Origin of the sequence: Marinifilum sp. N1E240, from assembly GCF_009295825.1 — a bacterium.
Lineage (GTDB): Bacteria > Bacteroidota > Bacteroidia > Bacteroidales > Marinifilaceae > Marinifilum_A > Marinifilum_A sediminis.
Map to the genome: position 1 here is coordinate 175,108 of NZ_WHKF01000004.1, position 23,864 is coordinate 198,971.

Annotated in this window: 19 protein-coding genes; 11 read left to right on the forward strand and 8 right to left on the reverse strand. The window is 33.7% G+C overall.

Annotated features, from left to right (window positions below; genetic code table 11):
- Window positions 1-55 precede the first annotated feature (55 nt).
- A complete protein-coding gene (locus tag GCQ56_RS12220; protein ID WP_227006068.1) occupies window positions 56-1,303 on the forward strand; it encodes a hypothetical protein in 1,248 nt (415 codons plus the stop codon).
- A gap of 168 nt (window positions 1,304-1,471) precedes the next feature.
- Entirely contained in the window at window positions 1,472-3,004 is a 1,533-nt protein-coding gene (guaA, locus tag GCQ56_RS12225; protein ID WP_152734755.1) for a glutamine-hydrolyzing GMP synthase, read from the forward strand.
- A gap of 44 nt (window positions 3,005-3,048) precedes the next feature.
- On the opposite strand, the gene GCQ56_RS12230 is transcribed toward guaA, so the two are convergent.
- A complete protein-coding gene (locus tag GCQ56_RS12230; RefSeq protein WP_152734756.1) occupies window positions 3,049-3,783 on the reverse strand; it encodes an Hpt domain-containing protein in 735 nt (244 codons plus the stop codon).
- Between the two features lie 105 nt (window positions 3,784-3,888).
- Between GCQ56_RS12230 and GCQ56_RS12235 the strand changes: the two genes are divergently transcribed.
- The 4 genes from GCQ56_RS12235 to GCQ56_RS12250 all read left to right on the forward strand — a co-directional run bounded on the left by GCQ56_RS12235 (window position 3,889) and on the right by GCQ56_RS12250 (window position 7,889).
- Window positions 3,889-5,502 (forward strand): S41 family peptidase, encoded by a 1,614-nt coding sequence (locus GCQ56_RS12235; protein ID WP_152734757.1) that lies wholly within the window; start codon window positions 3,889-3,891, stop codon window positions 5,500-5,502.
- A gap of 187 nt (window positions 5,503-5,689) precedes the next feature.
- Complete coding sequence (locus tag GCQ56_RS12240; RefSeq protein ID WP_227006069.1) at window positions 5,690-6,856, forward strand: class I SAM-dependent RNA methyltransferase; 1,167 nt, start codon at window positions 5,690-5,692, stop codon at window positions 6,854-6,856.
- A gap of 89 nt (window positions 6,857-6,945) precedes the next feature.
- Window positions 6,946-7,485, forward strand: coding sequence for a SiaB family protein kinase (locus GCQ56_RS12245; protein ID WP_152734759.1), 540 nt, complete (start codon window positions 6,946-6,948; stop codon window positions 7,483-7,485).
- A 23-nt stretch (window positions 7,486-7,508) separates the two neighbouring features.
- The gene (locus tag GCQ56_RS12250; RefSeq protein WP_152734760.1) at window positions 7,509-7,889 is read left to right on the forward strand and encodes a DUF1987 domain-containing protein; all 381 of its coding nucleotides are present in this window, start codon (window positions 7,509-7,511) and stop codon (window positions 7,887-7,889) included.
- A 57-nt stretch (window positions 7,890-7,946) separates the two neighbouring features.
- Here GCQ56_RS12250 and GCQ56_RS12255 read toward each other — a convergent pair whose 3' ends face one another.
- The 3 genes from GCQ56_RS12255 to GCQ56_RS12265 are packed head-to-tail and all read right to left on the reverse strand — an operon-like array spanning window position 7,947 to window position 12,429.
- A complete protein-coding gene (locus GCQ56_RS12255) occupies window positions 7,947-11,009 on the reverse strand; it encodes an ATP-binding cassette domain-containing protein (RefSeq protein ID WP_152734761.1) in 3,063 nt (1,020 codons plus the stop codon).
- Window positions 11,010-11,058: 49 nt separating this feature from the next.
- Complete coding sequence (locus tag GCQ56_RS12260; protein ID WP_152734762.1) at window positions 11,059-11,478, reverse strand: hypothetical protein; 420 nt, start codon at window positions 11,476-11,478, stop codon at window positions 11,059-11,061.
- 18 nt (window positions 11,479-11,496) lie between these two features.
- Window positions 11,497-12,429: a hypothetical protein gene (locus GCQ56_RS12265; protein ID WP_152734763.1), complete on the reverse strand. Its 933-nt coding sequence runs from the start codon at window positions 12,427-12,429 to the stop codon at window positions 11,497-11,499.
- Between the two features lie 239 nt (window positions 12,430-12,668).
- On the opposite strand from GCQ56_RS12265, the gene GCQ56_RS12270 reads away from it, so the two are divergent.
- Both GCQ56_RS12270 and GCQ56_RS12275 read left to right on the forward strand, forming a co-directional pair.
- Window positions 12,669-14,822 (forward strand): DPP IV N-terminal domain-containing protein, encoded by a 2,154-nt coding sequence (locus GCQ56_RS12270; RefSeq protein ID WP_152734764.1) that lies wholly within the window; start codon window positions 12,669-12,671, stop codon window positions 14,820-14,822.
- A gap of 62 nt (window positions 14,823-14,884) precedes the next feature.
- Window positions 14,885-16,216: an MATE family efflux transporter gene (locus tag GCQ56_RS12275; RefSeq protein WP_193323774.1), complete on the forward strand. Its 1,332-nt coding sequence runs from the start codon at window positions 14,885-14,887 to the stop codon at window positions 16,214-16,216.
- Window position 16,217: 1 nt separating this feature from the next.
- Here the strand turns inward: GCQ56_RS12275 and GCQ56_RS12280 are convergent, their stop codons facing one another.
- Both GCQ56_RS12280 and GCQ56_RS12285 read right to left on the reverse strand, forming a co-directional pair.
- Complete coding sequence (locus tag GCQ56_RS12280) at window positions 16,218-18,188, reverse strand: hypothetical protein (protein WP_152734766.1); 1,971 nt, start codon at window positions 18,186-18,188, stop codon at window positions 16,218-16,220.
- 76 nt (window positions 18,189-18,264) lie between these two features.
- A complete protein-coding gene (locus GCQ56_RS12285) occupies window positions 18,265-18,714 on the reverse strand; it encodes a hypothetical protein (RefSeq protein WP_152734767.1) in 450 nt (149 codons plus the stop codon).
- A gap of 151 nt (window positions 18,715-18,865) precedes the next feature.
- Here GCQ56_RS12285 and GCQ56_RS12290 point away from each other — a divergent pair, with 151 nt between their 5' ends.
- Complete coding sequence (locus GCQ56_RS12290; protein WP_152734768.1) at window positions 18,866-19,237, forward strand: BlaI/MecI/CopY family transcriptional regulator; 372 nt, start codon at window positions 18,866-18,868, stop codon at window positions 19,235-19,237.
- Window positions 19,238-19,239: 2 nt separating this feature from the next.
- Window positions 19,240-21,120 carry a TonB family protein gene (locus tag GCQ56_RS12295; protein WP_152734769.1) on the forward strand — a complete coding sequence of 627 codons (1,881 nt, stop codon included), beginning with the start codon at window positions 19,240-19,242 and terminating at the stop codon, window positions 21,118-21,120.
- 41 nt (window positions 21,121-21,161) lie between these two features.
- Here the strand turns inward: GCQ56_RS12295 and GCQ56_RS12300 are convergent, their stop codons facing one another.
- Complete coding sequence (locus tag GCQ56_RS12300) at window positions 21,162-21,722, reverse strand: DNA-3-methyladenine glycosylase I (RefSeq protein ID WP_152734770.1); 561 nt, start codon at window positions 21,720-21,722, stop codon at window positions 21,162-21,164.
- A 175-nt stretch (window positions 21,723-21,897) separates the two neighbouring features.
- On the opposite strand from GCQ56_RS12300, the gene GCQ56_RS12305 reads away from it, so the two are divergent.
- Window positions 21,898-22,218, forward strand: a complete 321-nt coding sequence (locus tag GCQ56_RS12305; protein WP_152734771.1) for a co-chaperone YbbN — start codon at window positions 21,898-21,900, stop codon at window positions 22,216-22,218.
- Between the two features lie 89 nt (window positions 22,219-22,307).
- Here the strand turns inward: GCQ56_RS12305 and GCQ56_RS12310 are convergent, their stop codons facing one another.
- Window positions 22,308-23,861, reverse strand: a complete 1,554-nt coding sequence (locus GCQ56_RS12310; RefSeq protein WP_193323775.1) for a M56 family metallopeptidase — start codon at window positions 23,859-23,861, stop codon at window positions 22,308-22,310.
- Between the last annotated feature and the right edge of the window lie 3 nt (window positions 23,862-23,864).

The following is a 23,864-nucleotide window of genomic DNA, read 5'->3' on the forward strand; positions in this document are numbered from 1 at the left end:
CAATCAAGTTTTTTTATACTTTAGCAACTCTTAATACCTTTTAAACTAAACAAACATGAAACGAATAGTATTGATGTTGGTTGCTGGAGCAATTGCAAGTTCTTCGTTTGCACAGCAAAAACAAGACAAATCTAAATTTAAAGAGTACGAGCCAGGTTATTATCAAAATTCAATTTTGAAAGATATCCGTATGGTTAACGATCAGTTAGAGAAAAAAGATGTAGATAAGCGATTCTTTATGGATCAAAGTTCTTATGATTTGCCAAATAAAATATCTCTTTATAAGAATAATACTGAGTGGGCATTTCCAACTATTTCGCAAGGTAACACAGGAACTTGCTGGTGCTTTTCAACTACTTCATTTTACGAATCAGAAGTGTATCGTTTACAAAAGAAAAAAGTAGATATTTCTGAATTATATACAGTTTATTGGGAGTATGTAGAAAAAGCACGTCGTTTTATTCAGGAAAGAGGAGATTCTCATTTTGAGCAAGGTGCAGAAGGAAATTCTGTGGCTAGAATGTGGAAGCAATATGGAGTTTGTCCACAATCTGAGTACAGTGGCTTATTGAATGGGAGAAAATTCCACACTCATGAGAAAATGTATACAGAGATGATGGCATTTCTTAATGGTTTAAAGAAAAGTAACGCCTGGAATGAAGAAGAAGCTTTGGCTACCATTAAAGCTATCATGAATCATTATATGGGAACTCCTCCTACAAAATTTGTTGTTGAAGGTAAAGAATACACTCCAATAACTTATTTGAAGGGTTATTTGAAGTTAAATCCAGATGATTATGTAGAGATTTTATCATATATGCAAGAACCATACTGGGAGCAAGTAGAATATAAGGTGCCTGATAACTGGTGGCATTCTAAGGAATATTATAATGTTCCTTTGGAAGATTATATGAAAGCTGTTAAAAAGGCAGTTCGTAACGGTTACACTATGAGTATTGGCGGTGATGTTTCCGAGGCTGGATTTTTAAGAACAACAAATTGTGCAATGGTTCCTTCATTCGATATTCCTTCGGAGTATATTAACGAGGAGGCACGTCAGTATCGTTTTTCTAATGGATCTACAACAGATGATCACGGAATGCATCTTGTAGGTTACTATGTTGATAAAGATGGTAAAGATTGGTACCTGATTAAAGATTCAAGTTCAGGATCAAGAAATATTGATGAAAATTCAGCAGAATTTGGTTACTATTTCTTCCATGAAGATTACGTGAAATTAAAAATGATGGGGTTCACCGTCCATAAAGATGCTGTGAAAGATCTTATGAAAAAATTTAAATAATGTATAAACCCCTGAGCTTAGCTTGGGGGTTTTGTTTAGTTATTAGCTTGTTACAAGTGATATGATTTATTGTTTTTGAAAACTTATTTAGGTGGTTTTAAAGTCGCAAATTTGTGTATCTTTGTACGCCAAATAAGATTACTGAACAACCTTCAATTTTATAGTTTTATGCAGGAAAAAATTCTGATTTTAGATTTTGGCTCACAATACACACAGTTAATCGCAAGACGTGTACGTGAATTAAATGTGTATTGCGAAATACATCCTTATAACAATCCTCCGGCTATCGATGAGTCGATTAAAGGAGTTATCCTTTCAGGAAGCCCGTTTTCTGTGAGAGAAGAGAAGGCTCCAATTCCAAATTTATCTGAGATTAAAGGCAAATTACCTCTATTAGGTGTTTGTTATGGTGCACAGCATTTGGCTCACTGTTTTGGAGGTGAAGTAATGGCATCAAACAAGCGTGAATATGGTCGTGCTAACCTTACTTCAGTAGATAATACCAATGAATTGTTGAAGGGGATTAGTTTAAATTCTCAGGTGTGGATGTCACATGGTGATACCATCGAAAGAATGCCTTCAAATTATAAAGTGACGGCAAGTACGGCAGATGTTGAAAATGCAGCATTCGCTATTGAGGGAGAATCAACATATGGTATTCAATTTCACCCAGAAGTGTATCATAGTACCGAAGGTATTATTATACTTGAAAACTTTATTGTTGGAGTTTGTGGTTGTTCACAAGACTGGACCCCTGATGCCTTTGTAGATACAACAGTAGCAGAATTAAAAGCTCAACTTGGAGATGAAAGTGTAATCCTTGCCTTATCCGGAGGTGTTGATTCTACCGTTGCGGCAATGTTATTACACAAGGCAATTGGAAAAAATCTTTACTGTATTTTCGTTGACAATGGTTTGTTGCGAAAGAACGAGTTTACCGATGTATTAAAGAAATACGAAACGCTAGGTTTAAATGTAACTGGAGTTGATGCTGGAGAGAAGTTCATCTCTGCATTAAAAGGAGTTACAGATCCGGAAGGTAAGCGTAAGATTATTGGTAATGCTTTTGTTGAGGTATTCGATGAAGAATCTCATAAAATTGAAAATGCCAAGTGGTTAGGACAGGGAACGATTTATCCTGATGTTATTGAATCTGTATCAGTAACAGGAGGACCTTCACAAACAATTAAGTCGCATCATAATGTAGGTGGTTTGCCTGATTATATGAAACTGAAAGTAGTAGAACCTTTGAAATTGTTATTCAAAGATGAGGTTCGTCGTGTTGGACGAAGTATGGGATTGGAAGATAAGTTTATCAGCCGTCATCCATTTCCAGGACCTGGATTAGGTATTCGTATTTTAGGTGATATTACTGCTGAAAAAGTACAAATTCTTCAGGAAGTAGATGATATCTTTATCTCTGGCTTAAAAGAAGATGGCTTGTACGATGATGTATGGCAAGCTGGAGCAATGTTATTGCCTGTACAATCAGTTGGCGTAATGGGAGATGAGAGAACTTACGAAAGTGTTGTTGCTCTTCGTGCTGTTGGTTCAACTGATGGTATGACTGCAGACTGGTCTCATTTACCTTATGAGTTTTTAGCAAAAACTTCAAATAAGATCATCAATAATGTGAAAGGTGTGAACAGAGTTGTTTATGATATCAGCTCGAAGCCACCAGCAACAATCGAATGGGAATAAATTTCCAATATATATCGAAGGCAGTACTATAAGTGCTGCCTTTTTTATTTTTTAAATTGATCTTGATTTTCATGATAATATTCATGAGCAATATTGATTTTTTCTTCCAATTCATTCAATTTTTCTTCGGCAGAATCAATGTCAGATTTTTGAATTAACTGTTCCAATTCAATAATTGTGGTTCGCGCCTGTATCATTGAGAAATTTGCCAAAACGCCTTTGAGTTTATGTGCAGCATCTTTGGCTTTTTTTAAGTCAGAGTTTAAAAGTGGAGTTCGAATATCTGATATTCTGGAATCTTTAATCTCAAAAAATTTCTCAATAACTTCCTTAATGAAATTACGATTGTTATCCACCCGAACAAATAGTTCTTTAAAATTTATAATGGCAAGGTTCTTGTCTGTTTTTTTGGGTTCACGGGGTAAATCAATCAATTGAAGGACAAGAGATCTTAAATTCATCTCTTCAGGGAAATAAAGAAGTTTATTTTTTTTGCAAATATCTTCCTGATCAGCAGATGAAGTAATTATCAGTAACCTGAATTTTTTTTCGGATGAACCGGTGTAATATAGTTTTAAGGCTTCTAAAGATTGATTTAATTCAAGAGCAGTGGCATTATCAAATTGATATTTGGATATAATTAGGTCAAAATTATTAGCCATAACCTTTTCGGTAGTTTCTTGCATGGAGCTACATTGGGAAATAGAAATGTTTTTGATTGATTCTATTCCTTTATGAGAAGTAAATCCAAGTAAAAGTATATTGGCTTTATGTTTCATGTTTGTTAAATTCGATGCCTGTAATTCTTAAAAAGATTGTATCTTTCGTGAAGTTCAGTAATGTGTAATCAATTTGCGCAAAATTTATTAAAAAGCATAATTTATATGAGTAGTTTGAAGAAAAAATTGAGGAATGGTTTTGCTTTATGTCTGATAAGTGTTCTGGCTTTTACTGGAGCCGTAAATGCTCAATCAGTAAAACAACAGGCAATTAAATATCAAAATTTATTGGCATTGATTGATGCATTTTATGTGGATACCGTAAATGTAGAAAAATTAACTGAAGATGCCGTAATTAAGGTGCTTGCAGAACTTGATCCTCATTCTATTTATATTAGTAGGGATGAAATAAATGAAATGAATGAAGCTTTAATAGGAAGCTTTAGCGGAATAGGGGTACAGTTTAATATACTTCGTGACACTCTTATGGTTGTTGCCACAATTCCTGGTGGACCTTCGGAAAAGGTAGGTGTGCGTGCAGGTGATAGAATTATAAAAATTGATAATGAAAATGTTGCCGCTATTGGAATGAAAAATTCTGATGTACATAAGCGCTTGCGGGGTGAGAAGGGAACAATTGTTACCATTGAGGTGAAAAGAAAGAAAGAGAAGGAACTTCTTGAGTTTGTAATTACTCGAGATAAAATTCCAATTCATAGCTTGGATGCTGCCTTCATGATAAATAAAGAAATAGGCTATATCAAATTAAATAGATTTGCTGCAACAACTGCTGACGAATTTTTAAAAGCCCTGGTCGAATTGAAGGCAAATAATATGCAAGATCTTGTCTTGGATTTACGAGGAAATGGTGGTGGTTATATGACTGCAGCTATTGAAATTGTTGATCAGTTTTTAGATGCTGAAAAGTTAATTGTTTATACCAAAGGTTTGACTACACCAAGAAGAGAAAGTATCTCTACGGAAAAAGGGATTTTTAAAGATGGAAACATAGTAGTTCTTTTGGATGAAGGATCGGCTTCAGCTTCTGAGATTGTTTCTGGTGCAGTTCAGGATTGGGATAGAGGAGTTATTATTGGTCGTCGTACTTTTGGAAAAGGATTGGTACAGCGTCAATTTCCACTTTCCGATGGCTCAATGATCCGTTTAACTACGGCACACTATTATACTCCAACTGGTCGTTGTATTCAAAAGCCTTACGAAAATGGATTGCAAGATTATCATTTAGATATCATTAAGCGTTATCAATCTGGAGAAATGATTAGCGCAGACAGTATTCAATTCGCTGATTCATTAAAATACAATACTCTTGTTAATAAACGAGTGGTTTATGGCGGAGGAGGTATCATGCCTGATATCTTCATGCCAATTGATACAACAGCTAATTTTAAATACTTCAATCTTTTGGTTCGAAAAAATGTAATTTACCCTTACGTTGTGAACTATATGGATAAGAATTTAGAGAAGTTGAAAAAGAAATATCCAAAATTCGAATCATTTTCGGAGAAATTTGAAGTTAATGATGAAATGATGGCAGAAATTGTTGCTTTGGGTGAGAAAGAAGGTGTTGAGAAAACTGAAGAGGAATACAATGCGGTTGTAGATGATATTAAACTTCATGTTAAAGCATTGCTAGCGCGTGATTTATGGGAGAGTTCCGAGTATTACAAAATTGTAAATAAGGAGAATGATTTTATTAAGAAAGCTATAGAAGTATTAGAAAATAGGAAATTATACGATCAAGAACTAGTCAGCGAATAAGGACTGATAATAAGCCGAAAGCATTGCTTTCGGCTTTTTTTTAGATATTATTTGTAAAAGCCTATGTTTTTAGTCCTTAAAGATTAATTTTGTACCCGAAATTCGAACCGAAAGCATAAGCTCAGAAAAGACGTTTTCGCTGGTTCGAAGAATTGAAATAGTTAGACGAAGATTAAAAAAGATGGTTTTGAAAACAGACTCGGGTAAATTCAGATTAATTGCAAAAACCTTTCACGGTTTAGAGGAAGTATTGTCTAAGGAATTAGAACAATTAGGTGCAGAAGAGATAAGAATTTTAAAGCGCGCAGTTAGCTTTGTTGGTGATAAAACACTATTGTATAAAACAAACATGCACTTAAGAACTGCAACCCGCGTTATTAAACCAATTCATAAATTTACAGCTCACGATACCGACGAGTTGTATAAAGGAATTCAAGAGATTGATTGGAGTCAGTATATTGGGAATAAAGATACAATTGCCATTGACAGTACAGTTAGTTCAGAGGATTTCAAACACTCAAAATTTGTTACTTATCGCGTAAAGGATGCTATTGTTGATCAGTTTTTCTACGCAACAGGCAATCGTCCTTCAGTTCGTATGGTGAATCCAACTTTACGAATCAATATTCATATCGATAGAAATACTTGTACTGTTTCACTAGATAGTTCCGGGGAATCTTTACACAAAAGAGGATACCGTGTGGGGGAAACTGCAGCACCTTTGAATGAGGTTATGGCAGCAGGAATGATTTTACTTTCGGAATGGGATAAGAAATCAAACTTTCTTGATCCAATGTGCGGTTCAGGAACAATATTAATTGAAGCTGCTCTTATTGCATATAATATTCCTCCGGGATTGTATCGTAAAGAGTTTGGTTTCCAGAAGTGGAAAGATTACGATGAGGAGATGTGGGATGATATCTATAATGAAGAAACAGAAGTAGATTACGAAGGTGATATTATTGGAGCAGATATTTCTGATAAGGCGATGGAAATTGCTGAGGCAAATATTCGAAATGCAGGTTTACGAAGAAAAATTAAATTGAATGTAATACCTTTCCAACAATTTGTTCCTCCGGCAGAAAAAGGATTGTTGATCACTAACCCTCCTTACGGTGAGCGTCTGAGACCAAGAGATTTAGAAGGTTTGTATTCTATGATTGGTGAAAGATTAAAACATCACTTTAGTGGATATGATGCTTGGATTTTGAGCTACTCAAAAGAATGTTTTGATAGCGTATCACTTCGTCCATCACGCAAAGTAACTTTGTTTAATGGTGCGCTGGAATGTAAGTTTCAGAAGTATTCAATGTTCGAAGGAAAAAAGAAAGATAACTATAAAAGAGATAAGTAATATCGAATTTAATTTTGATGTTGTATCACTTTAAGCATAGGGATATTTTGCTATATTTGTCTATCGAGTAACCAAAACCTAAAAATTCTATGAACTTTAATCTTGACCAATGGTATGATGATAAAATAGATGAAGATGCTATTTTTGACTATAGGGGAAGAGTTGAAGACGAGGATGTTACATCGATATTAAGTTCTATTGAAGAAATTCTTAAGAGAAAGGATGAATCGCCTAAATTATTCAAGAAAATATTTAATGTATTGATTGAATTGGTGCAAAATCTTCATCATCATGGTGAAGTTCCTTCGGATTTAGGTGTTGATTATAGCAAATATGGTGTGTTAATCCTTAGAGATGAAGGAATGCAATATCGTATTAGTGTGGGTAATTTTATCAAAATAGATGGATTAAAATTAATTCGCGATAGAATTGATCAAATCAATACTTTATCTTCTGAGGAAACCAGAAGTTTATATCGTTTGATTTTGAATAATGAGGAATTCTCCGAAAAAGGAGGTGGCGGTTTAGGAATAGTGGATATTGCCAGAAAAAGTGGTAATAATATGGAATACCAGTTTCTGGAGTACAGTCCTGATTATTTATTTCTTTCGATAGATGTTATTATTTAAAAACCTTAAAAAGCAAAATTTTCATGAATTCACTTGTTATAGAGGGTAGCCCTAAAACACCAACCATTAAATTCGACGGAAGTAATGGTTCGTTTTCTATTGAAGGAAGATCTATTCCTGAAAATTCACTGGATTTTTACAAGCCTGTAATGGAATGGTTAGACACTTATGTTGTTGAACCACAAAATGAGACTGTTTTTACCGTAAAATTGGAATATTTTAATACCAGTTCATCAAAATGTATACTTGATGTTTTTAAAAAATTAGAGACCATTTTTAAGCGTGGAAATAAGGTGAGTATCAAATGGCATTACGAAGAGGATGATGAAGATATGCTCGAAGCTGGTGAAGATTACCAGTCTATTATTAAAATTCCTTTTGTAATGATTGAGGATGAAGAGTAATTGTTAAAACGATTATATAGAAAACCGCAAACTTTTAGTTTGCGGTTTTTTTATTTGTTAATTTTTTTTTCGATTAAACTTACGATCAAAAATACCAAGAGCTTTCTTAAGAAGACCGTAATACAATACAAAATAAAGCCCTAAACTAGTCATCCAAATCACAATAATATTCACCCAATAGGTGTCGTAATACTGACCAAATATTCGTTTTTGTGGTGCATAAAAATGCGCCTTTAAGAAATGATTTCCCGGATCACGATAAATTGGATCAATTTTTTGAAATAATTGTCCATTGTACTCTATTATTCTCTCTATATCATTACTATTTCGAACAAATTCACTTAAGCGTTCGTTCGAATACGATTTTTTCATTTTAACAAAATCCTGCTTGTTATCGAACTGCTTTTGTAATGACATCAAATGTTCATCTTTTTTACGGTTCGATACATTATATAAATTAATATAATAGCGATTTATCCTATCGAAATAAGCTCTTAATTGAACAATTGTAGATTTATTCAAGTCGATTGGAGTTAGCTTATCTAATCCCTTAAATTTAAAAGAAAGTAAATTAAGATCCTCAAGCGTTAGTTCGTTTTTAAGAAGAGCCAGATTCGATTCCAGTTTTTCTAATTTATCTGGATTATTTAAATAACGTTCGCATTCATTTAATTTATTCTTGAGGATTGGAAGCCAATAGTTTTTTCGATAATCAGCCTTACTCATTAACTTTTCATACACATAAAAGTTTGCTGTAAAATCGTTATCCTTAAATTGCTTTACTGCAAGAGCTTCGTATGCCCAACGTGCTGTTATTATTTCTCCATACCATGGAATTGAATTTGGAGTAGATATGTTAGGATTTAACTTGTCGAATTTTACAATGATTCCACTTAATATTAATTGCGGAATAAGGATAAAAGGTATTAAAATATAGATGGTTATAACCGTTTTAAAACTGTCTGAAATTATTAAACCAAGCATGTTGGCAAAACACCAGGCACTAAATAAAGCCAACCAATAATAGAAGAACATTCCTTGAATTTCTAAAATGGAATTTCCGATTAAGGTGAATAAGAAAGCCTGAAAGGCAGATATTGAAAATAGGATTACAATTTTAGAGATTAGATATCCTGAAGTACTTAAATTTAAAAACCGTTCCCGTTTTAATATTTTTCGATCTTTAATAATCTCCTCGGCACTAAGTGTTAAACCTATAAATAAGGCAACAATTACTGCCATAAACAAATAAACAGGTAGGTTGCTGTTGTTACTAAAAGTATAACCCAGTTCATTTCCTGCATCTACATTATAAAATTTAATGATATAGGATAAAATAAATGCAAGTAATGGAGTTTCAAATAAATTGATAAATAGATACTGTCGATTGGCTAATTTGGATATCACATCACGTTTGGTAAAAACCCAAAATTGCTTAAATGCCGATGGTATTTTAAAAGTAACCGGAGGTAGTTCATCGCAGTCATTAATATCTTTGTTGTTTCCACGATAATCTTTAAATCTTTGATACCATTGTACAGGAGTAACCTTTCTCGTTTGAGTAGGTGTTCCATATTCATCTAATACTTCAGACTCTACAATGTTGAAAATTTGGTCAGCGTCGACATTACCACAGGAATTACATTCACTTTCGGTTCTGTTGGCTCTTAAAGTTTGTGATTTAAAATAGGTTATTGCATCAAGAGGATTTCCATTAAATATTAAATAACCTCCAGTATCCAGAATTAAAAGGCGATCGAACATTTTAAACGTATCAGAAGCCGGCTGGTGAATCACCACAAAAATCAATTTTCCCTTTAAAGCAAGGTTTTTTAAAAGATCCATAATTTTAGCAGAATCTCTTGAGGATAAACCAGAAGTTGGTTCATCTAAAAATAAAACCGAAGGTTCCCGAATTAATTCCAGAGCAATATTTAGGCGCTTGCGTTGTCCTCCACTAATTTTTTTATCTAAAGGATTACCAACTTTTAAGTTGCGTGCATCATATAATCCGAGGTCTTTTAAAAGTTTTAGAGAAATACGAATCAGCTGAAAGTTGGTATATTTATCGAAACAAAGCTTGGCATTGAAATACAAATTCTCAAAAACGGTAAGTGATTCAATCAGCAAATCATCCTGAGAAACATGTCCAACAACTCCTTCAATCTTTTCTTTATCTTTAGTTATCTCATATCCGTTTATGGCCACTTTACCTTTATTTGGTTCAGCAGATCCATTTAAAACATTTAGTAAGGTGGTCTTGCCAGCACCACTGGATCCAATAACACCCACCATTTTACCCGATTCTTCCTTAAAAGAAAGATCGTGTACTCCAATATTGTTTTCCTTGAATCGATATTCAATGTTTTTAGCCTGGAAAACTACTCGCTTATGAGTGTGGTCACGATAAAAAGTACCAACGATATCACTAAAATAAATTGGATCAATTTTAGGATTTCGGATGGATGATCCTTGATTTAAAACGTGCACTCTTTCTGGATTTAAGGGCTGACCATTCATGAAAAGTTCTTCGATTCCTTTGAATCTCATCACAAACATATTTACCCTTTGCAGACGAAGAATTTTGATTTGACCTATTAAACCTGACGAATAGTAGTGTTTACCATTATCGTGAAAACTTTCCGAATTATTTACAGTTAATAAGCGTTTATTGTCATTTATTTCATCAAAATTGCTTAAAACAAAATTCCTTAACCTTTCATAGCCATCTTTTGGTAAATTAAATGTTTCGGCAACAGTTTCTACAAATGCAAATTCCTGTTCGCTAATTTCATCTTCTGAACTTAAGAATTCAAGCAATTGTATTAGAACAATTACCTTTTGGCGATAGATTAACTCTTCATTTATTTCGGTACAAATTCGAAGAACTCTTACCGAACTTGATGAAGTATATTTTTTAATTTTAGATTTCTTGTTTGTCCTTCGCTGATTGGCCTCATAATGTGTATCATACAAGGCAAGATACTCTTCTGCTGTTTCTTGATCCAGTTGTTGTTTCAGATACTTGGATACCATTCTACGCCTATCAATTTCTGAACTTTTAGGGTGTGCAATGATAGCGAAGAGTTGCATTAAAGCTTTAAGAATTCTTTCACTCATAGAATGGTATTAAAAAATAGGATGATAGTAAAATAGTAGCAGTGTTGTTTTATTGTTTAAATCCAATTAGCATTAATACAAAACCTGAACTAATGTTTTTTTGATTCAATTTTGCCTCAATGGTACAATTCATTGAATTCTCGAATTTAAAATCCCAATAGGGAGAATTTTTATGATCTCTGTTTGTGAAAAGTAAGTTGTTCTCCTGATCGTAAATTGAGAAAATAACATTTCCTTCATCCTTGCCTGTAGCTCCAACTATTCGATAATGGTTATCAGCGTAAAAAGTGGTATGAAACTCGGCAATTTCACCTCCAGATAGTAAGGCTTTGTACTGCTGTCCATCAGAAATGTATTCCGTGCCAAAATGTTTGGTACAATTTTCCAATGTAACATCGGTTTGTCCTTTCGATATATTACTTAATCCCAGAATAAACGCGAATAATAGAATGGTATATTTAAGATTCATAAGTTTAAATTTTCTTTATTATTTAATAATGTGATCGCGAATGATTCCTACTTTTTCTGAAATTTTAGCTAACTGTGCCTTATTCATTACCATTTCCGATTTACTTTTTACGATGGTAAGTTTTTTCTTTGAATCGGTTATAGGGGCAACAAATTTGTATTGATGATCAATTTCATCAAAAGTATAGGCTAAATCAATTAAGCGATCAACCAAAAAGTAGTAGTCTTTGGACTCGTTTGAATAAGGAACCAAAAGTTTAATAAGATTTTCCAAGGGTCTTTTTTGCTCCGAAATTCTCTTCATTAGTTCTTTGTTCGAATGATCATTTATTTGTTGGGTTAGTAAATAAATTGATTCTATCCAACCACCAGCTAAAATAAGAGCACCAGTGTTTTCTCGATTATTTGCTTTTAAATAATTGTCAATTTTACGGTAAGTGTTACTAACAATAACAAGTAAGGAATCTCTATTCTCAATATTATTTTCAATTCGCTTAACAGTCGGTTTATCCATTGCATTATACAAACCTACATCTTGCGATAAAATTTTGAGTACTGCAAAATAACTTGCAGCATCCTGAGTTTGTTTGTAAATGTTAATGTAACCCAGATCGGAACCATAAACGCCAAAGTTTACAGCCTTACTAAAGTTATCAACGTAATCACCCGCTTTTTTGGTCGGATTTAGTAAATCTTTATTGTAAGAAATACCAGATTTTTCTAACAAAAGTGAAATTTGATAAGGAGAAGGTAAACTAAATAGAATATTGTTGTACTTGAAAATATTTCCTGTCTTCTCCACATCCTTCATAATCTCCTCTTCAGTTGTTTTTTCAATTGAAGCTTCTTGCTTTTGATTTTCTGATGGTTGTAAAATCAAAAAAGTAATAATTGCTGCAACAGAGATCAGGATTAAAAATTTAATACTGTTTGGGATTCGTTTTTTAGGCATTTTGTCTAACTTAAAAATTATTAAGCCAATGTAGGTAGAAAAAAAATGTTCTCAAAGCTATAGTATTACTACATGTTTAGCAATTAAAACCTGAATTTTCGACCTGATGTTGAAGCATGTCCACATCTATTGGTAGTTCTTGTTTAATTTATTCTATCATTATTACTGTATTTATGCGAAAAAGGATACATTTGAACGCAAAAATTTTTTAAAAGAAATTTAACAACAAACCTTACAACATGAAAAGATTCATCCTTTTAAGCTATTTATTAATCAATTGCGGCTTATTCCTGAGTTTGCAAGCTCAGCCAAAAAATTTATCAATGGAAGATGCCATTCTGGGACAATGGAGACAATTTTACCCGGAAAACCTATCTCAACTATCATGGAAAGGAGAGAGCAACCTTATTTCATATGCGGAAGGAGAAGATATTCTTGCTGGTGCTCCTGGAAAAGAAGCTAAGTCTATTTTTACCTTAACGGATTTTAATACGATTTTGAAAGCGGAAGAAAATACTGAGTTAAAAAGATTACCGCGTTACAGATGGATTAATTCTAATGTTCTTCAGTTTAGAAGAGCCAATAAAATATATCAAATTAACATTGAGGATAAGAACTTGATTTTTGAACTTGATGTTAATTCTAAAGCTGAGAACGAGGAGTTTTGTCAGGAGAATAAATCAATAGCTTATACGATTGATAATAACTTATACATTGCCAATAAGAATGGAGAAGTAGCAGTTACGTCTGATTCAGATAAAAATATTGTGAATGGTCAAGCAGTTAGTCGAAGTGAATATGGCATTAATGGCGGAATTTTTTGGGGACCACAAGGAGATCAATTGGCTTTCTATTCAAAAGATGAAAGTAAAGTTAGCTCTTTCCCAATAGTTGATATCAATACAAGAGTTGGAGATTTACGAGAGATTAAATATCCAATGTGTGGAATGGATAGTGAAGCTGTGAAATTAGGTGTATTTAACCTGAAAAAGAAATCAACTACTTGGATTAAACCTGATGATTTTGGCAATGATCAGTATCTTACAAATATCTCATGGGGAGCTAATGGGCAATTCATTTACATTCAGGTGTTGAATCGTGAATCGAATCACATGAAAATGAACAAGTATATTGCTGAAACCGGAGAGTTTGTTCAGACCTTGTTTGAAGAGATGGATAATCGTTGGGTAGAACCTTCTCATCAGTTAATTTTCATGAAAAATAAGCCAAATCAATTTATCTATCAAACCAATAATCGTGATGGATTTAATCATGCTTATTTGTATAATACTGATGGAAAATTGGTAAAACAATTGACATCTGGAGATTGGGAAATTACTGAAATTTTAGGTTTTGATAAAGCAGAGAAGAACCTGTTTTATGTATCAACAGAAGTAAGTCCTCTAGATAGACATGTCTACAAGTTAAATCTGAAATCAGGAAAGCGAACTCGCTTAACCAATGAAGAAGGATACCATTCAGTGCAAGTAAGTGCTGATGGAAAATATATTATTGATAATTATAGCAGTTTAAATGTTCCTAGAAAAGTAGCTGTTGCTGATACAAAAGGCAAGCAAATTAAGGAGCTAATAAATGCTGAAAACAAACTGAAAGAATACAACCTGGGTGAGATTTCATTAGGTAGTATAAAATCTGCTGATGGACAAACTGATTTGCATTATCGCATGGTGAAACCAGCTAATTTTGATCCAAATAAAAAATATCCGGTAGTCGTTTATGTATATGGTGGACCGCATGCACAGTTGGTAACCAACCGATGGATGGGTGGTTCTCGTTTATGGGAGCAGTATATGGCACAAAATGGTTATCTACTTTACATTTTAGATAACAGAGGTTCAGCTAACAGAGGAAAAGAGTTTGAAGCAGTTATTCATCGTCAGTGTGGTCAACCAGAAATGGCGGATCAAATGAAAGGAGTGGAGTTTTTACAATCTTTACCATATGTTGATGCTGATAGAATTGGTGTACATGGATGGAGTTATGGTGGATTTATGACCATTTCGTTACTTACAAATTATCCGGACGTATTTAAGGTTGGTGTAGCCGGTGGACCTGTAATTGACTGGAAATGGTATGAAGTGATGTATGGAGAGCGTTATATGGATACTCCTCAGGAAAATCCTGAAGGATATGCCAAAACATCTCTAATTGCTAAAGCAAAGGATTTGAAAGGTAAACTATTGATTTGCCAAGGAGCAATTGATCCAACAGTTTTATGGCAGCACAGTTTAAACTTTATACGTGAGTGTATAAAAAATAATGTTCAGGTTGATTATTTCCCTTATCCAAGAGCAGAACACAATGTAAGAGGTCGCGACCGAATTCATTTGAAACAAAAGGTCAGCAATTATTTTGATGATTATTTAAAATAAAAGAATTAATTTTCGCCGGTTTCATTTTGGAACCGGCTTTGTTATCTCTTAGATTTTATAAATTGAAAATACAAACGAACTATTCTAACATTTGGAAAATTGCCTATCCTATTATTTTGGGTAGTGTTGCTCAGAATATCATAGCTTTAACTGATACTGCATTTTTAGGACATTTAAGTGAAGTAGCTCTTGGAGCTGCTGCCATTGCAACTATTTTCTACTTTGCAGTTGTAATGCTTGGATGGGGATTTGGCTTGGGAACTCAAATTGTAATTGCTCGTCGATTTGGTGAAGGGAACTACAAACGGGTTGGAAAAACATTTGATCATGCCTTGTATTTTCTATTGATTTTAGCAGTCTTTCTATTAGGATTTATGGAGTTTCAAGCTCCTTCCATCCTTAAATCAATTGTGAAGTCGGATGCTATTTTTCAAGCGAGTACTGATTATATTTCGGTGCGAGCCTGGGGAATATTATTTGCCTGTATAAACCTTCTGTTTCGTGCATTTTATATTGGTATTGCCAAAACTAAAATAATAAGCTGGAGTACGGCTTTTATGGCTATAATCAATATCTTTTTAGATTATGTGTTAATTTTTGGAGAACTTGGATTTCCAGAAATGGGAATAAAAGGTGCGGCATTGGCTTCTGTAATTGCAGAGGTATGTGTTTTGATTTTCTTTATTGTCTACACATTACGAAAAACTCCGGTTGGGAAATACAATTTATTCGCATTTCCGAAAATTGATAAAGACTTGTATACACGATTATTAAAGGTGTCTTTTCCAATGATGATACAGAATTTTTTGGCTTTATCCTGCTGGTTTGTATTTTTTCTTCTGGTAGAGAAAATGGGAGAGAGAGAGTTAGCAATTTCAAATATTATTCGAAGTATTTATGTACTAATTATGGTTCCGGTTTGGGCATTTGCATCGGCAGCAAATACTTTGGTAAGCCAGGTAATTGGAGACGGAAACCCAAAAGAGGTTTTGCCTGTAATTTTTAGAACGGTAAAATTATCATTTTTATGTGTTTTGGGATTGGTGGGAATTAGTTTGATTAGTCCGGAGTTGGTGATTTCTATTTATACAGACGAAGTTGGATTGATAGCAGAAACAAAACCAGTTTTATACGTGATATTTGGTGCAGCCTTACTTTTCCCAGTTGGCATTACACTTTTTCAGGGAGTTTCAGGAACAGGAAATACATTTCATGCTATGCTAATTGAAATTGTTGTTTTGGCTTGTTACCTGGGAGGAGTTTATGTTTTAATTGAGGTAATTCAACTCCCAATTTCGGGTGTGTGGATTTCGGAATATTTTTATGCCGGATTTTTAGCTTTAGGTTCATGGCTTTATCTAAGATATGCCAATTGGAAAGAGAGTGAAATTTAGGTTATTCAAAAGGGATGACATCCGGTTGTCCCACCTTAAAATCATTAAATTTAGGTCGTTCTTCTCCCGATAAACGAAAGCCAGTTGTGCTAAAATCATTTGGAGCGTTTGGATAAAATGTGAACCGGAGTTGTATGGTTTTAAAAACAAGATTTTCGTTGTGTAGTCGTACTCCTAAACCAATTCCATAATAGTAATCTTCTTTAAAAAGATTCTTTTTATTACTGCCAATTATTCCCATATCTGCAAAGCTGTAAAAGGCAAATTTAAAACCTCCAAGCATATATGGAGTAAAGGCTACTGTTTCCAGATTTAAACTCAATTTTTGCGTGCCTGTTACCTCTTCACTTTTAAATCCACGAATACCTTGTCGGTTATTTAAAGTGATGAATTCTTCTGGAAACCTTCTAATTCCTAATGTGTATTTTAGATCTCCAAAATTACGGAATCGCAAAGCTCCAAGCTTTCTAATTCTGCTAAAGAATTTAGATTGTGCAATTAGTGTTCCTTGTTCAAACCTTTTAGAGTTGAAAAATCCGCCTATAGCAAAGCGATTGAATAGGTAGCTTTTTGTAGAGCGAATGTAACTGGCTTTTTGCAGATCAAAACCAAGATAAAAGCGATGAGAATATTCTCGGTCTTCATATCCAAAACTGGTTTGAGCCAAAAATCCATAAGGAATATCTTCAGTTCTACCAAAATTGTATACCAAATTACTCTTGTAGTATTGAATTTGACTGATACTTAATCCGGCAAGATATAAGAAGTTATTGTGGAAAAATTGGTTTAAATCGGGACCAGTTTCAGGTCTTTTAAAAAATTCTCTACTTGCTATTCGTCCCGTAATAAACATTCGTTTTCGAGCGAAAAGATTTTTTGAATCCAATTTATAGGCTCTACCATACCAAATATTACCATAATTAAAGTCCAATGGAACCTCATTTAAAATGGGATCATCATCCATTATTTTATCGGAACGCATGGTTCTGGAAAGGCTTAATCCACCTGCATATTTGGTATTGTAGGTTTCAAATTTTCTATCAAAATCAATTCCTACTATAGCTTTTTCATAGGTATTCTCATAGATTAATGTAGCGTCGATATACGTTCTTCTGATATTTCTGATTTTGTATCTGCCTGAATAACCAAAACTTCTACTTTCATCCGATTCGTAGTGAAAAGTATTACTAAATTCATGACCAATGCCGTATAGGTTGCGGCTGTAGAATTCAAACTCAGAGGATGAAAGAGAGCCAACGTCTAAGTTAATACCCCAGGAGAACTGGTCTTTTACCCACAATTCCAAATCAACTGCTTTATTCGATCCCAATACTGGAATCACTCTAAAATAGGCATCTTTTATATAATCTAACTGACGAATTAGACGTTCGTTATCGGCTAAGGTGTAGGCATCAAGTTTATCACCTTGTTTAATTCTTAACAAGCGTTTTAAATGACCACGTCGACTCGTGTGATGTAATTTATTTCCAGTGGTTTCGAGCCAGGAAGTTGCTACTTTTGTGGTATCGTGCAAACTGGAACCAAATGGCTCTAAAACTCTAATATTAATACGTCTAATGGTTTTTCCCTGATAGATAACAAAAGCCGTTTCACTTCGTTCAGTCTTGATCGTATCTGTAGGAGAAATCTTATCAGGAGCTACAAAAAATAGTTTATAGAGTTCTTTGGTAAATCTTCTTTTGTAGGCACCTCTTTTTATCGCATGATAAAATTTGTTACCACTATTGCTTTCATTTGCTCTTTTTTCATGAATTGTATCAATTAAAAATACAATGGTATCTCTGGAAATGACAATCATACTATCAGGAAGATTTGTTCTTGATTTTGGGATCACTAAGGTGTCATTTCTATGGTTTCGTTGAGCATTAGAGAAAAACGAAATACCAATAAAAATAGTTAGAAGAACATTATATTTAAATGAAGTACGAATAAGATTTGTTTTTATTGTCAATTACTATTCCTATTATAAAGATAAATAAATTGAACTTGTACCAAACCTAACATCAATAATTGTACCTTATTTAGTTCTATTTATTAAGATCAGAGATTCTTTTATGGATGTTATCGATTTGTTCTTCTGACCATTTCCATTTGCCCTCTTTTCGAATTTCACAGCATAATATTTTTCCTTTAAATAGCTCTAGCGTTTGTGTAGCAGCTCCAAAACCAAAGCGTTTCATACTTAGTTTACAGCTCAGTTTATGGTATGGAACGCTCTCTTTGCTTTTAATAGTTATTAGATAAAAATATTCCAAATCAAGAGTTTGATTTTCATCATTAAATTGGATACAAGTTAAAATTCGATTTCGTTTAAGTGTTAAAAGTAAGGTGTACATTACAATTACAGCAGTAAAATAAATCACGTTTAAGCCAACAAAAAATAGTAGAATAGCTATAAGCAATATCAATAATGACAATTCTTTTCGTACTCTGTCCCAAAGTTTATAGTTGTTGGGTGATAATTCAAATTTTTCCATCGATCAATTTTTTGCATAGTTAGTAAAAACAGGTGCATTATTCAAGATTGTAGTAAAATCATTTTATCTACTAAAATTTTAGTAATAAAATTTGTCTACTAAAAAATTAGTACTAAGTTTGTAGTAGATTAATCTAAAAGTAAAGTTTGTTATGAAGGAATTAACCAAAGCAGAAGAACAGGTGATGCAAATTGTATGGGAACTGGAAAAAGCAAGTGTAAGAGATGTTGTTGCACAGTTTCCCGATCCGAAACCTGCTTATACTACTGTTGCAACAGTAATGAATGCCTTGGAGAAAAAAGGTTTTGCAGATAAAATTCCTGCTGGAAAGTCTCATTTATTTGTGGTAAAAATTTCGAAAGAGGATTATTCGGGATTTAAAGCAGGGGCATTGGTAACCAATTATTTCAATGGATCATTTTCAAGAATGGCTTCTTTTTTTGCTAAGGATAATAAATTAAGTATCCAGGAATTGGAAGAGATGATTGAGATTGCCAAACGCCAAATTGAGAAGGAGAAATAGATATGGAAGCTATAATAGAATACTTTGTACAATCATCGGTGATATTGGCTTTGTTTTATATCATCTATTTTTTGCTGTTGCGAAACGAAAGGTTTTTTACGGAAATAAGAGGGTTTTTATTGCTTAGTTTGTGTACTGCAATTCTTTTACCTTTTATTAAGATTCCTTATACCGTTTTGGTTGAAGCTGTTGAAAATACCGTTATAGCAGGAGATTTATCCTTTGTAAGTGGATCAGTTGAACCTGTAATTAAGCAAGAGAGTTTCTACACGTTATCAACTATTGTGTTCCTGATTTATTTATTGGTAGCAAGTATTTTATTCATTCGAAGTCTGATAAAAGTTGGTCAGATTTATAGAATGATATCAGGAAAGCAATATACTGTAATTGACAATTTTAAAATTGTATTACTAGATCAATCAATTCCGGCTTTTACTTTTTTTGGATATATAGTAATTAATAGAGAGGAGTTTAATAACGAATCTCGTCAGAATATTTTAGCACACGAAAAAGTTCACGCTCAGCAAAAGCATTGGATCGATCTGCTTTTAGTTGAACTGATGACCATCGTTTTTTGGTTCAATCCATTTGTATGGCTTTTTCAGCTTGCCCTAAAACAAACGCATGAATTATTGGCTGATGATGGAGTGATTGCGCATGGCTACAACATCGGACAATATCAGGCACTATTAATTAACCAACTAATGGGAGCCGAAGTTGTTGGCTTGGCTAACAACTTTAACTATTCCATTAATAAAAAAAGAATGATTATGATGTCAAAAGATAAAAGTCCCAAGAATAGACGCTATAAATTGTTGATGATGTTTCCTGTGATAGTAGCAGTAGTAATCTTTAATTTAAGAATTGAGGAAGTACATGCCAAGGAAGCAACAGTTGCGGAAGTGCATAAACAAGAAACTGTGAAAATAACTGGAGTTGTACTTGCAAATGATGATAAACCTATTCCTGGAGCAACTGTACTTGTGGAAGGAACCTCAATTGGTACAGTGGCGAATTTTAATGGTGAATTTGAATTAAGTATTGTCAAAAGTGCTAACATTAATGTTTCATTTATCGCCTTGGAAACAAAGAAAATTCCTGTTGAGGATTTTGTTTTGAATGGGAAAAAAACTGACAAGGGTTACTTTCTTAAAATTAAATTAAAGGAAGAAAATGAACAATCTTTGGGTGAAGATAATGTATATGTATCAGTAGATGAAAAACCTGTATTTCCGGGAGGAGATTTAGCAATGAGAAAGCATATTGCCAGAACTGTTAAATATCCACGTGAGGCTCAGAAAAAAGGAATTGAAGGTAAGGTTCTAGTTACTTTTGTTATTAATAAATTAGGTGAGGTTGAAAATGCAAGAGTTATGAGAAGTGTTTGTCCATCAATTGATAAAGAGGCAATCCGTATTGTGTCTACATTGCCAAAATGGATACCTGGAAAAATGGATGGATCACCAGTAAATGTATCCTATACTATTCCTTTAAGTTTTGGATTGCAAAATGGACAGGGAATGATTGTGGTAGGTGAACCTAGAAAACCTAAAAAGCAATACAAGGGTGAGGATATTTATGTTATTGTGGAACAAATGCCAAAATTTCCTGGAGGGCATGATAAAGTTCAGAAGTACCTAGAGAAAGAAATTAATAAACTAGATTCAAAATTTAAGATTGGTAAAAGATGTTTTGTTTCTTTTGTTATAACTAAAGAAGGGAAGATTGATAATATCCGCATGACTAGAGGTACAGGTAATGCTGAAGTTGATGCCAAAGCTATCGAGATTGTTAAAGGTTTTCCTATATGGGAACCTGGAATTGAAGGCGGTAAAGCAGTTCATATGGCCTACACATTGCCAATTACGTTCAAATCTTTATAAATTCAGTTAATTGCCCCTGGCTTTAGTCAGGGGCAGTTTTTTTATTTCTTGTATTTAAAGCAATCAGTTGTATGGTCATTTACCATTCCTGTAGCCTGCATAAAAGCGTAGCAAATAGTTGGTCCAACAAAAGTAAAACCTCGTTTCTTAAGAGCCTTACTCATGGCTTCCGATTCTGGTGTTGAAGCAGGCACTTCGCTTAAATTCTTCCATTTGTTCACTATGGTTTTTCCATTCGTAAAACTCCAAATGTATTTGTCAAAAGAGCTGTATTCTTTTTGAACCTCCAGAAATGCTTTTGCATTTTTAATAGCAGCTCTTACTTTTAGTTTATTGCGAATAATTCCTTCGTTTTGCAGCAATTCAGCTACTTTTTCCTCAGAGTAGTTTACTATGATATTCGGATCGAAATTATCGAATGCTTTCCTATAGTTTTCTCGCTTTTTTAATATTGTAATCCAGCTTAAACCAGCTTGTGCACCTTCCAGTATCAAAAATTCAAAAAGCATTTGATCATCGTGTAAAGGAACGCCCCATTCCTCATCGTGGTACTTGCAATAAAGAGGTTCTTCTCCAGCCCAAGAGCATCTATTTTTCGACATAATTGTTTTTTTATAAATGTAATGGGTTTTTATGGTTTGAGAACAAGACCGACCTTTAAAATTTCCAAAGGAAAAATCGACAAGTCTTCGGGAATCCTGATCAATGATATAATGAAGAAGTCTCCGCATCTTTGTTTGTATAGAAGTATAGTTATTAATAGTAAAGATTAGAATTATGAAAGCGATAGAAAATGCAAAAGAATTAGAGAATTTATTAAAACAAGATAATGCCATATTATTAGACTTTTATGCTGACACATGTCCTCCTTGCAGGGCGCTTATGCCGTTGGTAGAAAAATTAGCAGGAAAGTACGAAGGAAAGATAGAATTTCAGAAAGTTGATGTGCATAAATTCCCTGAGTTAAGGACTCAGTATAAAATAGGAAGTATTCCTACTTTGCTATTCGTGAAGAAATCAGAAATTGTAGAAAAGACTGTAGGGGTGATTGCAGAATCTGAACTAACAGAAAAATTAAATAATTTAATTGAGGTTTAAGTGCCTTATCGCATAAAAAAAGTGCTGTCCTTGCTATTTGAAGTAAGGACAGCACTTTGTATTTAGAATTATATCGAAATTATTTCCTGTTAGAACTTCAGTTCCATGGCAAAATCAACGGGCACTTTCTTGCCTCGTTGCGAACCTGGTTTCCATTTTTCCATGTTTGAAGCTATTATTTTGGCTGCTTTGGCTGCAATATCATTGGATTTATCCAAAATTTGAATGTTGCTCACCTCTCCATTAGCATTAATAGTAAATCCAACTGTAGCTGTTCCACTTAGTTTTTTACCGAACTTATTATGAAGCTTACTTTTTTGTTTGTTTACGAATTGAACCAATCCGTAATGTCCCTGGTTGTATTGTGGCATTTCTTCCACTATAACAAAATCCGATGGAGTACCAGTTGGAGCTGGAGGAGGAGGTGGTGGTGGAACATCACCATCTAAATGCATCGATTTACTATCAATACTAATTACTCCTTTTTTCATTTTAAAATTTAGGGTAACTTTTTTATTAGTAGTGCTGATTTTTTCTACAATAGTTTTGTAGCCTACATAGGAAATAATCAATGCCGATTTTTTAGAATTAGGAACTTCGATTTCAAATGTACCATCTTTGTCAACGACTGTACCAAGGGTACTTCCTTTAACTATAACAGCAGCACCAGTCATAGGATTTCCCTTGTCATCTGTTACAACACCTTTTGTCTTTATAGTTTTATCATTACTAATGGTTTTGGAGCTTTTTTCAATTATAGGCTCTTCAGTAATTGTTTTATACTGTGGCTCAGCAAAAGCTACCAATAAAATTGCCAATACAGGAATTCCCCATGTCATTCGAAACAATTTACGTTTCGCTGTTTTCTTTTTTGTCATCATCTTAAATCGGGTTGGGCCCTGGGCTGCACTAAAGTGATTGGCCATGCCAATTACCTGTGTGCCCATTAGCCGGTTAATTAATAATGCCTGATACCTGACAGGTGAATGGCCCCGGGTTAGTACACCTTCGTCGGCCAGGTATTCGTGGTTTTGTTTTATAGCTCGTTCAAATAACCAAATAAATGGATTGAACCAGAAAAACACTGTTAACAGCTCTATAATGAACAGATCGATCCAATGACGCTCCTGAATGTGCACTTTTTCATGAGTTAATATGTCAACTATTTCGTTCTGCTTAAAATATTCGGGATTGATTAATATGCGATTGAAAAATGAAAATGGTGAGTTGTACACCTTGTTCTCATGAATCAAGCAATTGTTAATTTTCTTAGGTTTTGATTTTGCAATAATCAAAATCGGATTTCGGCATTGTATCAGTAGGCGAAGCAGCACAATTGCTGCTCCTGACAGATAAATGAGATACAAAACACTAACTAAAGAAATGCTTTGTTTAATATCGGTATTTGTATTTTCAATGTTGTGATTAAATACACCATTGAATTCTTGCACTGTGTTATTTACAGAGGTTTGTATGTCTACTTGATATTGAATTGGAACTACAGAAATTACAATGGATATCATTAAGCTAATAAGCAAGAAGAATCGATTGGCTCTAAAATGAGTGCTTTCTCTCAAAAGTAACCAGTATAAAGCATATAGTAATGCCATACTTACCGATGCTCGTAATAGTAATTCAAACATTAC

Coding starts and splice junctions, on each gene's coding strand:
- GCQ56_RS12265 (WP_152734763.1), bottom strand. CDS start 12,429: ATGCCTAAAAAACGAATCCCAAACAGTATTAAATTTTTAATCCTGATC.
- GCQ56_RS12310 (WP_193323775.1), bottom strand. CDS start 23,861: ATGTTTGAATTACTATTACGAGCATCGGTAAGTATGGCATTACTATAT.
- GCQ56_RS12220 (WP_227006068.1), top strand. CDS start 56: ATGAAACGAATAGTATTGATGTTGGTTGCTGGAGCAATTGCAAGTTCT.
- GCQ56_RS12235 (WP_152734757.1), top strand. CDS start 3,889: ATGAGTAGTTTGAAGAAAAAATTGAGGAATGGTTTTGCTTTATGTCTG.
- GCQ56_RS12290 (WP_152734768.1), top strand. CDS start 18,866: ATGAAGGAATTAACCAAAGCAGAAGAACAGGTGATGCAAATTGTATGG.
- GCQ56_RS12295 (WP_152734769.1), top strand. CDS start 19,240: ATGGAAGCTATAATAGAATACTTTGTACAATCATCGGTGATATTGGCT.
- GCQ56_RS12260 (WP_152734762.1), bottom strand. CDS start 11,478: ATGAATCTTAAATATACCATTCTATTATTCGCGTTTATTCTGGGATTA.
- GCQ56_RS12285 (WP_152734767.1), bottom strand. CDS start 18,714: ATGGAAAAATTTGAATTATCACCCAACAACTATAAACTTTGGGACAGA.
- guaA (WP_152734755.1), top strand. CDS start 1,472: ATGCAGGAAAAAATTCTGATTTTAGATTTTGGCTCACAATACACACAG.
- GCQ56_RS12245 (WP_152734759.1), top strand. CDS start 6,946: ATGAACTTTAATCTTGACCAATGGTATGATGATAAAATAGATGAAGAT.
- GCQ56_RS12305 (WP_152734771.1), top strand. CDS start 21,898: ATGAAAGCGATAGAAAATGCAAAAGAATTAGAGAATTTATTAAAACAA.
- GCQ56_RS12270 (WP_152734764.1), top strand. CDS start 12,669: ATGAAAAGATTCATCCTTTTAAGCTATTTATTAATCAATTGCGGCTTA.
- GCQ56_RS12300 (WP_152734770.1), bottom strand. CDS start 21,722: ATGTCGAAAAATAGATGCTCTTGGGCTGGAGAAGAACCTCTTTATTGC.
- GCQ56_RS12250 (WP_152734760.1), top strand. CDS start 7,509: ATGAATTCACTTGTTATAGAGGGTAGCCCTAAAACACCAACCATTAAA.
- GCQ56_RS12230 (WP_152734756.1), bottom strand. CDS start 3,783: ATGAAACATAAAGCCAATATACTTTTACTTGGATTTACTTCTCATAAA.
- GCQ56_RS12255 (WP_152734761.1), bottom strand. CDS start 11,009: ATGAGTGAAAGAATTCTTAAAGCTTTAATGCAACTCTTCGCTATCATT.